Raw genomic sequence first — 12,596 nt, 5'->3', positions numbered from 1 at the left:
TGGCGCGGCGCCACTGCTCCAGGCGGTCATGCGGCCCGTCGGGGCGGCCCTGCGCATCCAGCAGCGGCCGCCCCAGCGCCATCGGCCGCAACGCGCCTGTCCGAATTGCCGACACGAGATCGGCTTCGAGGTCGCGCCCTCGATCCACGGCGACGCGATGGCTGAGCGCATAGAAATGGCGCGCGCGGTGAAAATCCATGCCGACCGTCGCAGGCAGGCCGGTCTCGGCGATCAGGCGTTCCGCCTCGCGGCCCCAGGTCAGCCCGTCAGATTTGCGGTTCCACAGCTCGATCCCCGACAGATAGGGCACCCAATCCGGCTCGAAACGTCGCCACGCCTCACGCCGCACCGGATGGGCAAAGACCGCGACACCGCCGCCCCGGCGGATCGCATGCAACGTCTCCATCACGGGCCGGTGCTCGGCCAGAAACCGGTCCAGCCCCCAGCTCAGCAGGTGGATGTCGTTGTCGGGTGAGGAATATTCGATCCCCGGAATGAGCTTGCAGCGTCGGGTCGAGGCCTCGGCGCAGGCCTGACGGTAGGCGCCGAAACGTCCCGGATCAAAGCCGGTGTCGTGTTCGGTCATCATCACCGCGTCGATCCCCAGCGCGCCGAAGGTTTTCGCGATGCGGCCAAGCGGCCAGTGACCGTCATAGGACCATGTCGAATGGCAATGCAGGACGACCCTCATCCCCGTCCCCCAAGACCACGGCGCAGGGTATGAAGCGCCTCGCGCATGGCGAACCCCGGGAAATCGGGATGCGCGTTGTAGCTCACGCGGTCTCGCCGGGGACGCAGGACGCCCGACAGGCTCTCCCCGATGCGGGGCCAACCTTCTCGGTAGAAATCGGTCCTGGGCCCGCGCAACACGAAAAGAAGGTGCAGAAGATCCCGCCCCAGATGCCGCGCCTCGGAGGGACCGGTTTCAGAGGTGGATCCGACCGGCGGCGCGTATCCCGGCTCCTGCGCCTGTGCTATGGCCCAAGCCGGGTAGTCGAGCCCACGGCCACGGGCCAAGGCCATCGACCCCCACATCCGACCGTTCAACTCCATGAACCAGGCCGTGCCCGCAGCGTCGCGCAACAGCTCGATCATGAAGGGGCCGCGCCACTCGGCCGCCTCGACGAAGCGGGTCGCGGCGGCGATCAGCCCGGGCTCCGGCGTCAGGGCGGAACAGGCGCTCGACCCCGATCCATGCGGGTTCATCATCCGCAGCCGGCGGTGCCCGGACCAGTGGGTGACGCCCTGTGCCGTCGCAAAGCCGAACAGCCCCTCGCCGACCCCGGCGATGAGCGGCTGCACCAATAGCGGTGCCGCGTCATCGCTGCTCGCCTCGATCTCGCGTGCCAATCCGGCCGCGTCCGACGCCCCGTAGAGATAATGCACCTTGTCCTTGGCGATGGCCCCGTCCCGTTCGGCGATGGCCAGCGCGGGCTTGGCGATCGCCGGATAGGGCAATGGGGCCGAAAGATCCGCCGCCCGCCGCACCACCACTGTCCGTGGCACCGCAAAGCCCGCGGCCTCGGCGGCCGCGATCTGCAGCGTCTTGTCGAGGGCAAGGCGCGACCGGGTGCCGACTGCTCCGGCAATGCGTCCGGCGGACAACTCCGCGCGTGCCGTCAGCCACAGCGCGGCGTCGTCGAGCGGCAGCACCAGCTCCGGCGCATCCGGGCCATCGAAAATGGCGCGCAGTTGTGCGGCCGATGCGGCAGCATCGCGCTCCGGCGCGGCGATCTCGTGCAAGCCGACCAGTGGCAGATGACGGGTGATGGGCGCGCGGCAGCCCTTGCGGGCGAAAGCCGAGACGGTATGGCCCGCGTCATGCAGTGAAAAGAAGACCTCGGGGGCGGGCAGCGCCTCGGCAAAGCCGATCAAGACATGGGCCATGTCAGATCCTCGATTTCACGGCGATGGAAAGGCGGCGCCTCCATCGGCGCATCGGCGCTTCGCGCCCGGTGATGATCGCCTCAAGGGAAGCAGGCGTCATCTCGTCGGTCAGGGACGTGCGCGCCACGGGCCACGCGCCCATGCGCGCGACGCCGCCGTCGCTCGAATACACACGCGAAAATCCGGCCTGTCGCAGGGCTTTCAGCACGCGGGCGTTGTAGCGCCCGAACGGGATCGCGGCTTCGGTCACAGAGCGCCCCGCCACTGTCTCGATCCGCGCGCGCGCATCGCCAATTTCGCGCTCGAGCGTCGTGGCATCCTGCGCTGTCCAGTCGAGATGCGCCGCACCGTGGCTTCCGATCGCATGCCCCATCGCCTGCAACGCCGAGATGTCGTCTCGCGACAGGTAATGCGGCGCGTCGATCCGATCCGCCAGAACGAAGATCGTGGCCTGGTGCCCCGCCGCGGCAAGCATCGGCGCGCCGATCTCAAGGTCCGAGCGGTTGCCATCGTCGAAGGTGAACAGCGTGCGCACCTCGTCACGATGCCTGGCGGCCAGTTCGATAGCGGCGGCCAGCAGATCCGGGCCAACCCAATAGCGTGCCTCACCGTCCGGCAAAGGCCGGGGCGGGCGGCCCAGCCCGTGCAAATTCAGTATCGCAGTATACATTCAGCTTCCCGTGCTGGTCTTTTCTTGCCGATACCGACCGGGTGAAGCCGATCCCCGTGACGCGGCCTCATGACCCGCGCCAGTTCCAGACATCACTGCCGTCGGGCAGGTAGCGGCCGATATGCGTCACCTCGATCCCCGCCTCGGGGAAATCGGGGAAACGCTCGCGCGGCAACTCGAAGCGCCAGGGATAGCCCTCGCCCAGCTTCGCTTCGCCAGGGCGCAGATCCCAGTCCTGCGGATCGGGGGACATCACGTCGACGAAATAGGGGATCCGCCGCGCGGTCTGCCAACCGGGCAAGTCCCCGAAGACCCGCATGCGAGCTGTCTCCATCCTGTATTTCGGTCGGTCGCCGATATAGACATTGTGGCTGCGCAGCTTGAGGTTTGTCGGGCGCAAGGTTACCGCGATCCGCGCGCCGCGGCCCGATCCGCCGCCCAAAGCCAGGTCGTTCGGCCGCGCCGGCGGTTCAAGAGCGTTGCGGCTGTCCATCACCTTCAATCCCAATATCGCACCCTGCCCGTCGACCGAGGTCACCTTGATGCGGTTGTCGCCGCCCCAATCCAGCACCCCCAGCTCGTCACCTTTGGCATATCCCTGCCCACCGGCCACGATGCTCAAGGTCTCGATCCCATAGGCGGTTTGCCGACGCTGGTCGAACAACCCTCCCTGCGGGTCCGAGATCGCACTGGCGATGTTGTTGATCAAGGTCGTGTCCATCGCGGTTTCGGGGCGTTGAAAGAAGACGCCGTACTGGTCCGATCCGGGCGGGTTGTAGAAGATATTGTTGGCGATGAAATTGCGCCCCTCGTCCGGCCAATCGGCAACGCTGAACTTGCTGCCCCACATCCCGATCGAGGTTACGGCGGTCACGAATTCGTTGAACACCACGCGCAGGCCGGTGGTGCCCGGTCCTCGGCCCAGATTCTGCGAGGTCAGGCCGATCAGGCCGCTGTCGGTCGTACGGATCGAATTGAAGGCGAAGGTGAGATCGTGGCAGCCCCAGTAGGCAGTCATGCCATTGCCATGCTTGCCGGTGCGATTGCCGATCCGGTTGCCGATCACCTCGCAATGGTTGGTCCGATAGTACAGACCGAGAAGCGTCGAGACACAGCGATCGATCGTATTGTTGCGCACCACCACACCGGAGCAACCTTCGAGCCTGATCCCGCCCAGTGCACAGTCGACGACCTCGCAGTCGACAACCTCCCCCCCCTCTACCCGTTCAAGCTGGATCGCGGCCTGCGCGCTGGAAACATCGCGCAATCGAACGCCGCGCAGCCGCACATCAAAAAGCTTCTGGCCGTCCGCGGAAGCCACGCCGAGCCCCGGACCGCCGGTCTTTTCGATGATGCCACCGAGCCAACGCACATGGCTGCCCCGCAGGACTGCGTTGGCCTGGCCGCCGATGAACGAGACTTCTTCATCCGACTGCATGCCGCCCAGCCGGATGAGCTCGATCCCGGCCTGATCGGCCGTCTGTCGAAACTGCCCCGGCTGCCGCAACCCGGCGGGATGGTTCAGCACCGCGAAGCGCCATCGCCCGGCTTCCTTGTAGGGTTTGAACGGGGCGGCAAGGGTGACGGTATCGACCCCGTCGAAGGCCGCGACCCGGATATCGGCCAGCGCGTTGGCGCCGCCCCAGAGCCGCAGCCAAGTGTTCTTCGTCAGGTCCTCGATCGCGTGCAGCGCGGCGAATTCGGAACTGGTGACCCGGGTTGCGGTCATCTCCTCGGCCCGGAAAAATTCGGAGGTCAGGGAGGGAAACTGCAGGTCCGACGGGGTCGGCAATTGGCACAGGGCCAGTTTGACATCCCCCTGGTATATTCCCGCAGAAAGAGGATTCTGCCCCTGCGGCCACGGTCCGACGAGCCGGTTATCGCCCGTCTTTGCCGGCGTGAGACCTTGCAGGATCTGGCTGCCATCGAGCACCGCTGGCCCCGAGCCGAAGCGCTCGCCGGTCAGATCGAAGGTGATCGGCATGTCTGGCGTGCCGTCATTGCCAAGCGTGATCGGCTCCCGGTAGCGCACGCCGCCTTTGAAAATCAGCTCCGATCCGGGAGGGATGAAGACCCAAGGGGCTGTCCGGAAGGCGGTCTCGGGGCTCAACCCATCTGCGGAGTTGTCGCCATCGCGGTAATCTATGAAATAGACCGCCGCATCCTCGGGCCGCGCCTGAACACCGCCTTTACCTTCCACCGGGAGGGGACCGGGCCCGGCGTCGAGATTTTCCAACGCCACCCCTTCGAGGGCCGTCACCGCGCCGGGTTGAGGCGGCATCGCCACCGAAAGACGTACCAATCTCTGCCCCGGAGCGGTTTCGAAACTCGCTCCGAATCGCCCCGAATAGGTTCCGCCGGACTTGCCCCAGTAATCCCGGCCGTTGTCGGCCTTGGTGTTGGCGCTCGGATCGCCCGGTGTCCCGGCTCTGAACCGGGTAAGGGTGCCGTGCGATTTGCCCGCGAGATCGATCTCGAAGCGATACCGCGTCTCCGGCTCGACCTCGAAATCAAGAAACGCTTCGGGATAGCTCTTGCTTCTGCTGTTGCCGATCACTTCCATGATCATGCGGCCCTTGGCCGTCGGAAAGCCCGCGTCCGGCTCTCGCAAGGACAAGGTGGTGCGGCGGTCGCTCGTTGACCAGGCATCGACATCGGCCTGGGTCTCGAACCGGGTTTCCCATCGGGGATCGGCCGCTGATATCTCGGGCAGATCGACGCTGTCGATCGCGCTGCCCGCAACCAGTTCGAATTGCAGATGCGCGCCCACATCCAGGGGCTGAAGCCGGTAGGCGACCCCGGTGGCACCGGGGATTTCAACGCCGTCGCGCAGCCAGCGCATGGCAGGACCCTGTGGCCCGGCTCCGTGGATGACCCCCGGATCGGCCAGCAAGGTCTCGCCGGGTTGAAAGCGGCGCCCCCGAATGCGCGAAGGCTCGACGCAAACTGCTTCCGCGGCTCCTTCTGCCCGAGACCGACACCATGGTCCATGACCGCGGTCGAGCACCGCCCGCAGCCACACCGGGCCCGGCGGGAGATCGAGTGCGATCCGACCGGTCCGCGCTGGCAGTCTCACCGGGGCCGACGGCGTTGTCCCGAACGCGATTTCGAGCGCGCGTACCGGGTCACGCCCCGCGCGTGGCAGTTCCAGAATGTCGATCCCGGCGCCATCCGCGCTCAGCCGCCACATCTCCTGCGTCACATGCCCGTCTCCGGGTGCGGCCGGCTCCACGGTCAGCCGGAAGGCCACCTGTGCCACGCCCCCCGAATTCCGGGCTTCGATGGCGACATCCGCTCCGGGCAATTCGTCTTGGGTGTTGATCATGACGATCTTGCCGTCCGCAGACAGGCGCAGCCCCGGACCGCTCACCGAAAAGCGCATGGCCAGGCCTTCGAACAGGTCTTTCGGATCAAGCTCGAAGGTCCCGCTGTCCTGGTCGAGAATCTCGTCGAAGAGCGGGCTCGTGACGCGGGGGGGCGCGCTGCGGACCGGACGTGCCGGGGCGATTCGCACGTCCCCCCCGCGGCGCGAGCCCTGACCGACGGCGCAGGTCAGGTCTGCTCCGTCATCGGCCTCGACCACCTTGTAGCTGCGCGCCGTCGCGCCACGAATAGGCATCCCGTCGCGCAACCACTGGCAGGGCTGATCCGCACCAATCTCACCTTGCAGTTCGAGCGTTTCACCAATTCGGCCCCCTCCGAGAAGGCGTAGTGTTCCAGACCGGGGCAACGTGGCAGGCATCCGACTACTCCGTGCGACAAAAAGGTTTGTGATGATTCAACGCGACGACGCGCGGCTGCGGATACGACGCAGCGCCGGATAGAGGCCCGGCAGAAAGCTCATGGCGTAGAGCCGCAGACTGCGCATATGCAATGGGGTAATGCCGAGCGCGGCGCGCAGGTAGCGGCGGGCGAAGCGCGGCCGACGTTCGCGCAGCAGCAGGCCACCCGCAGTCGAATAATGTTTCGCGAGGTCGGGCGAACGTTCGCCGCCTCGGCGCAGCTTGCCCGTCACGAAGGCGAAGCTCTTGGCATGAAACTTCTGCGACTTGGAGATCCGGCCGGCATTGCCCGCAGCGCGCACCGGAGAAGGAACGAGGTAAAGCGGCTCGGGAATGAAATGGAACTTGCCCAGCCGTGTCAGCCTCAGCGCAAGATCCCAATCGTTGTTGTTGCCAAGCCTCTCGTCGAGCCCCCCTGCCGCCTCCACGGCCGAACGGCGCAGCAGCATGGTCGGCAGATTCATGGCGTTGCCTGCCACGGTGCGCCTGTACATGTCGCCGCTGAGTGGCGAACTGCCGGGGGTCGGCCGGAGGTGGCTCGTGATCCCGGCGTAATCGGCTTCTTCCGCCTGTCCGTAAAACAGCGCCACAGTGTAGACGCCGATATACTCCTCGGGCAGCGCGGTCAGAGCCTCGACCTGCTTCTCGATCTTGTCGAAGACGCAGATATCGTCGCTGTCATGGAACGCGATCATCTCTCCTTGCGCCAGCGCGATCCCGGTGTTGCGCGCCGCGCTGGCACCGCCATTGCGCTCGCGCCGGATCAGCTTCACCCGCGGATCATCGAGAGCTGCCACTACGGCGGCGGGATCATCGGTGGAACAATCATCAATCAGCAGGATCTCCAGGTTGCGGTAACTCTGGCTGATCAGGCTGCCGACCGAACGCCGCAACAGATGCGCTCGGTTGTGAAGCGGTACGATCACGCTGACAAGATCTCCGTAACGCATGCGTGCTCCTACCTGCCCTGTTCGGAATTTCTTAGCCGGTGGCGAGGAGAAAGTGTAGTCGTATGCGAGCATATGATCGAGACCACGGAATTCTTGTGGCCCCTGCCGCAGAGCAGGCTAGGCTTGATCATCCCGATGCGCCGGTTCGCTCGATCTGGCGCACCGGGCTGCCCTTGAGAAGGCCATATTCTGTAGATATGGAAATAGGAACGCAGGCCTTGGCCGCACATCTAGGATAGACCACCGTTGGCTGACGCGACCATCCTCCCTACCCAGACGTCGGTCAACCCGTCACGCGCATCTGCAGGCGGCAGCCTGATGGTGTGGTTGTTCTTTCTAAGTATCACGCTACCCGTGAACTTCATGGTTGGCGGGTTGGCGATGGGTCCCTACCGCCTCTATCTCGTCATCGTTACCGTCCCGTTCTTGCTGCAGCTCTTGGCAGGAAAGGCCGGTCGCGTGACGCTGGTAGACGTGGCGATGATCCTCTTCGGGGTATGGGTCTTCATATCTCTGTATGCGGTCCATGGCACCGAGCGGATCGCGTTTGGCGGCAGTCTCATGATCGAACTGGTCGGCGGCTATTTGACCGGACGATTGCTGGTCCGCACCCCTGCACAGTATGAGAAAACATTTCAGATCTTCTTTATCATCCTGATGCTACTCCTGCCCTTTGCCTTGTTCGAGTTTTTCACCGGGCGGATGATCATCGTCGAGGTGATCCGCAAATTCGCCCCTTCGGTGAACAAGTTGAACGAATGGCGCATGGGGCTCTCGCGCACGCAGGTGGTGTTTCCCAGTTCCATCCTGTGGGGGCTTTTCTGCTCTTTCGGAATCGCGAACCTGTTCTATCTGAATACCGATAGACTGGGCCGCGGCATCTGGAAGAGCGCACTTACACTGGCCATGACTTGCTTCTCTATGTCTTCAGGGCCGCTGCTGTCGGGCATCCTTCAGACCGGATTGATCGTCTGGGATCAGATCACCAAGAGCCGTTGGATCTTGCTGCTGGTGCTAGGTTCGATCACTTATGTTGTCGTCGACCTACTGTCGAACCGTACGCCATTCATGATCTTCATTGAAACCTTCACCTTCAGCCCCGGCACCGCGTGGGCGCGCATCTTCATCTGGAGATACGGCACGGATGAGGTATGGCGGCACCCTTACTTCGGGATTGGCCTGAACGATTGGGTCAGGGCCTCGTGGATGCGCGGTTCGGTCGACAATTTCTGGCTTCTGACCGCGATGCGGCACGGTTTGCCGGCGATCATCCTGCTTCTTGGCGGTGCGGCACTCAATACCTTCTGGGTTCTGCGATCCAAACCCGGTACCCGCAAAATCTCGCAGATGCGTACTGCTTATCTAATCACCGTGTTCGGTCTTTTCTTCACGCTGAGCACAGTGCACGCTTGGGGCGCCGTTTCCGTCATGGTGACCTTCTTCATCGGCATCGGCGCGTGTTTCTACACGCCGCAACCCGAGGATGCGGCCCAGGTGGCCCCGACAACCGATCCGTTGACAGATGACACAATCGCAGACGCCCGCAGCAGACCGGCAAGAGTGCCAAGTGGTGTGAGCTATGCCCGCGCGCCAGCACCGAAACCTGAACCTCGACGGCCATCAGATGCGAAACGGGCCGATCCGAAAACGCCACGTTATTCCAGGCAGACCACCCCGGTCTCGAGGAGCCGTTCACGTACATGAACAACCCTTACAAAAAGCTTTTCCAACTGCTCGATCGGCGAGAACGCTTCCAGTTCGGTGCCTTGGCCCTGATGTCTGTCATCAGCGGCTTGCTCGAAGCCGCTGGTGCCGCAGCAATCCTTCCGTTTCTGCAGGTTATAGCGAACCCCGAGTTACTGCGGGAGAACGATATTTTCGCTTTCCTGTACCGGTTGGGGGGCTTCGCAACCGATCTGTCGTTCCTCGTGGCGCTGGGATCGGTATTGCTTGCCGTGGCGCTGCTCAACATCGGTTTCAAGGCCCTGACCACTTACGCGGTCTCGCGGTTCAGCGTGATGCGGGCTTTCAGCATCTCCACAACCATGATGCGGGGCTATCTCTTCCAGCCATACAGCTGGTTTTTGTACCGCAATAGCTCCAATATCTCCAAAGTCGTCTTGGGAGAAGTAGATGGCATGGTGCGCAACAGCATGCTTCCGGCGATGAGCCTTCTGGCCACCGTCGCGACAGTCACCAGCATCACGGTGTTGTTGTTTGTCATGGAACCGGGTGTTGCGATCGGTGCAGTGATCCTGCTTGGCGGCAGCTACATGATTACCTACACGATCACCCGCCGCAAGCTGCTTACCATAGGTCAACGCCGCTTCCAGGCGAATAGCCAGCGCTTTCGAATCGCTCAAGAGGCGACGGGAGGCATCAAGGACATCAAGATTCTGGGCCTTGAGGATACGGTGGATCGGCGGTTTCGCCGGCAAGCCTATCGAATGGCCAATATGCAAGCGAGAGGCTTGGTCATCCAGCAAATGCCTCGATACGGCCTCGAAGCCTTCGCTTACGGCGGCATGATCCTTCTGATACTTGCGCTGCTTATTCGCAGCGAAGGCGATATCCGAGACATGCTGCCGACGCTCGGTCTCGTGGCGGTTGCAGGTTCCCGCCTGTTTCCGGCCCTTCAGTCGCTCTTCTCGACATTTTCCTCGTTGCGGATGGGGCAGAGCACGCTGGACAACGTGATCAATGACTTGGCCGAGATCCGTCGCCACCAAGGGAGCTCGAAACCGACCGCGATTTCGAATGACGTCACCCCATTGGGGTTGCGAGACGCGCTAACGATCAGGAATGTCAGCTTCCGTTTCGAGCAGGCCGAACAAGACACTTTACATGATATTTCCATGACGATACCGGCAAACAGCGTCATTGGTCTTGTCGGAGGCACCGGCGCGGGAAAGAGCACGCTCGTTGACCTGATCCTAGGCCTATTGGATGCCAACCGGGGCCAGGTGCTGGCGGATGGGGTTCCGATTACCAACGAGAATCGGCGTTCATGGCAGCGTTCGATCGGCTACGTGCCGCAGCAGATCTTTCTCGCTGACGATACCGTCGCTGCGAATATCGCTTTCGGCCAAGATGCGACCGAATTGGATATGGAAGCCGTGATACGCGCCGCACAGGTGGCCGAATTGCACGACTTCGTGACGAAAGAGCTTCCAGACGGGTATGAGACCCGAGTTGGCGAACGTGGCATCCGGCTGTCAGGCGGGCAGCGGCAGCGTATTGGCATCGCGCGGGCGCTATACCACAATCCGGACATCCTCATCCTCGACGAGGCGACTTCCGCGCTCGACAATTTAACCGAAGCCGCAGTAATGGAAGCAGTTCACAACCTAGGCGGTAAAAAGACTATTATCTTGATCGCTCATCGACTGACAACTGTCGAGTCCTGCGATACCATCTATCTCTTAGAGAAAGGTCGGATGAAAGCATCTGGCAACTATGTGGACTTAGTACATAAAAGCTTTGATTTCCGCCGCATGGCAGGGATACAATGAACTGCATTACCAACACCGCAATCTACACTTGTGTTGTCGGCGATTACGACATAGTTCTACCGCCGCTTTCCAAGCCCCATGGCTGTCAGTTTCTCCTGTTTACCGACAATCCGCGACTTGATGTCGCGGGATGGAAAACCATACCGTTAGCCAGCCCAAAAGAGCTGCCACCTAATCTACAAAATAGATACCACAAACTTCTGCCACATCGGGTTTTACCTAGCAACACCCTGTCTTCAATATACATTGACGGGAATGTACGGATATTGAAAGACGTGCAACCATTGCTAGATGAGTTTTGGTCGAGCGGTCAACCGGTCGGACTGTTTCCGCATAAGGACCGAACCAAGACGCGATCCGGCGACGAAGTTGAGCACTGTATTGCGAACAGCGTCGTAGCAGACACATCACGCTTCACAACGGAATATGCTGAATTTGTACGGGCCGGCTTTCCCGATCCAGAGGGCTGCCTCTCAGAAAATGCAATCTTGTTCCGGCACCACGACGATCCGGCCGTAATGCGAGCTATGGAACGCTGGTGGGAACTAGTTTCCCGAGGAAGTGGTCGTGACCAAATTCCGCTTCCATTTGCACTATGGGAGAGCGATATTAGCAGCCATCGATTCAACTTCTCATATCGCGAGAAAAACCCATATTTCGATAGGTACTCTCATTGGCGAAATGATGGTTTTCTAGCTTGGCTGAGAGCCTATACCTCTGGCCGCCGGCGGGAGTCTCGGGCACACCGGTGGAGCGCATATGGTTACAGCATTTTCTACAAATACTATCTGCGGACCCAAAGACAGTTCACACAAAGACCTCAGTAAATATTTGATCTTCAATGCCCATCTATCACGGAATAGGGCGCGCTATATATACCCATTAGCCCACGCAAGTAGCCGTAACAACTGGCCAGACTTAGTACACCAAGTCCGTAATCGCGCCAAGCCTTACGGCGATCAACTATCAACAAAAATGTACCCCGAGCAATACGGCCAATACCTTCGATACCGCTGTTGATGGCGCCTCGCATGGCGTATTTAAACTGCGGTCGTCCGCCCAAACGCTCTATAAGTACACCACAAGAGGCTCGACGGATATTGCGCTCCATATGCCAGCCTAGTGTCGCTCGCCTCGCAGGATACTCTTCGAAAACTTGAGCCTCTTCGACCCAGACAATCTTTCTATCACAACTTCGGACTCTCTGAAATAGTTCAGAATCCGACCCACCTGTGAGCCTCAATCTCGTATCAAACCTAAGGCCAGGATACTCCCGATCGGGCGAACCTGCAAATATCTCGGAAGTGACCATAGTGTTGTTCGTAGGTGCGGATGACAGCAGCATACCTGTCGCGCGACTACCCAAGCGATACCGCGGCAACCAGTCAGGCGCAGTTTCGCCGAATTCCTTAATAACTGGACCGTTTAGAACGTCGGCGTCATAAATACGACTGGCTTCGACCAGTCTAGTCAACCAGTCCTCCGCGACCCATTCGTCATCATCGATAAAGATGATCCAATCACACCCCCGTTTCAGGGCCGCCTCGACGCCGGCATTTCGAGCGAAAGGTATGCCCTCCGCGGGTTCGAAAATGTAATCAATCTGCAGTTGCTGACGGCGTTCTGCTACACAAGCTTCCGCCCCGGACTTTTCACCGTTTTCGACGACTACGACAGATACGGACAATTCTCGGCTCGCATGCTCTATCGCAGGCGGCAGACTATCCAGACACCGAGCCAGCATCACCGGGCGCCCCCGCGTGCACAAGGTGATACAAATTTTCATCACATCGCT

The 12,596-nt window shown here is 61.4% G+C and carries 8 protein-coding genes; 2 read left to right on the top strand and 6 right to left on the bottom strand.

What is annotated here, in order from left to right; genetic code table 11:
* From NHG85_RS07680 to NHG85_RS07660, 5 genes are all read right to left on the bottom strand, one after another.
* Nucleotides 1-691: PHP domain-containing protein (locus tag NHG85_RS07680; RefSeq protein ID WP_253331285.1), on the bottom strand; the 691-nt coding region annotated here is incomplete at its 3' end.
* Nucleotides 688-1,887: a hypothetical protein gene (locus tag NHG85_RS07675; RefSeq protein WP_253331284.1), complete on the bottom strand. Its 1,200-nt coding sequence runs from the start codon at nt 1,885-1,887 to the stop codon at nt 688-690. The genes NHG85_RS07675 and NHG85_RS07680, both read right to left, overlap by 4 nt.
* 1 nt (nt 1,888) lies before the next feature.
* Nucleotides 1,889-2,557 (bottom strand): polysaccharide deacetylase family protein, encoded by a 669-nt coding sequence (locus tag NHG85_RS07670; protein WP_253331283.1) that lies wholly within the window; start codon nt 2,555-2,557, stop codon nt 1,889-1,891.
* Nucleotides 2,558-2,624: 67 nt separating this feature from the next.
* Nucleotides 2,625-6,299: a right-handed parallel beta-helix repeat-containing protein gene (locus NHG85_RS07665; RefSeq protein WP_253331271.1), complete on the bottom strand. Its 3,675-nt coding sequence runs from the start codon at nt 6,297-6,299 to the stop codon at nt 2,625-2,627.
* A 36-nt stretch (nt 6,300-6,335) separates the two neighbouring features.
* Entirely contained in the window at nt 6,336-7,289 is a 954-nt protein-coding gene (locus tag NHG85_RS07660; RefSeq protein WP_253331270.1) for a glycosyltransferase family 2 protein, read from the bottom strand.
* Nucleotides 7,290-7,535: 246 nt separating this feature from the next.
* Here NHG85_RS07660 and NHG85_RS07655 point away from each other — a divergent pair, with 246 nt between their 5' ends.
* Together NHG85_RS07655 and NHG85_RS07650 are read left to right on the top strand one after the other, a co-directional pair.
* Nucleotides 7,536-8,993, top strand: a complete 1,458-nt coding sequence (locus NHG85_RS07655; protein WP_253331269.1) for an O-antigen ligase family protein — start codon at nt 7,536-7,538, stop codon at nt 8,991-8,993.
* Nucleotides 8,990-10,801 carry an ABC transporter ATP-binding protein gene (locus NHG85_RS07650; protein ID WP_253331268.1) on the top strand — a complete coding sequence of 604 codons (1,812 nt, stop codon included), beginning with the start codon at nt 8,990-8,992 and terminating at the stop codon, nt 10,799-10,801. Before NHG85_RS07655 ends, NHG85_RS07650 begins: the two co-directional genes overlap by 4 nt.
* A gap of 838 nt (nt 10,802-11,639) precedes the next feature.
* Here NHG85_RS07650 and NHG85_RS07645 read toward each other — a convergent pair.
* Entirely contained in the window at nt 11,640-12,587 is a 948-nt protein-coding gene (locus NHG85_RS07645; protein ID WP_253331266.1) for a glycosyltransferase family 2 protein, read from the bottom strand.
* Nucleotides 12,588-12,596 lie beyond the last annotated feature (9 nt).

Origin of the sequence: Limimaricola litoreus (assembly GCF_024159025.1) — a bacterium.
Classification (GTDB): Bacteria; Pseudomonadota; Alphaproteobacteria; order Rhodobacterales; family Rhodobacteraceae; genus Limimaricola; species Limimaricola litoreus.
Note: the sequence above shows the minus strand (reverse complement) of the source record. Positions and strands in the feature narration are given on the sequence as shown.

Bases quoted from the DNA above. Each gene is read 5' to 3' on its own strand.
- NHG85_RS07645 (WP_253331266.1), bottom strand. From the start codon at position 12,587: ATGAAAATTTGTATCACCTTGTGCACGCGGGGGCGCCCGGTGATGCTG.
- NHG85_RS07665 (WP_253331271.1), bottom strand. From the start codon at position 6,299: ATGCCTGCCACGTTGCCCCGGTCTGGAACACTACGCCTTCTCGGAGGG.
- NHG85_RS07675 (WP_253331284.1), bottom strand. From the start codon at position 1,887: ATGGCCCATGTCTTGATCGGCTTTGCCGAGGCGCTGCCCGCCCCCGAG.
- NHG85_RS07670 (WP_253331283.1), bottom strand. From the start codon at position 2,557: ATGTATACTGCGATACTGAATTTGCACGGGCTGGGCCGCCCGCCCCGG.
- NHG85_RS07650 (WP_253331268.1), top strand. From the start codon at position 8,990: ATGAACAACCCTTACAAAAAGCTTTTCCAACTGCTCGATCGGCGAGAA.
- NHG85_RS07660 (WP_253331270.1), bottom strand. From the start codon at position 7,289: ATGCGTTACGGAGATCTTGTCAGCGTGATCGTACCGCTTCACAACCGA.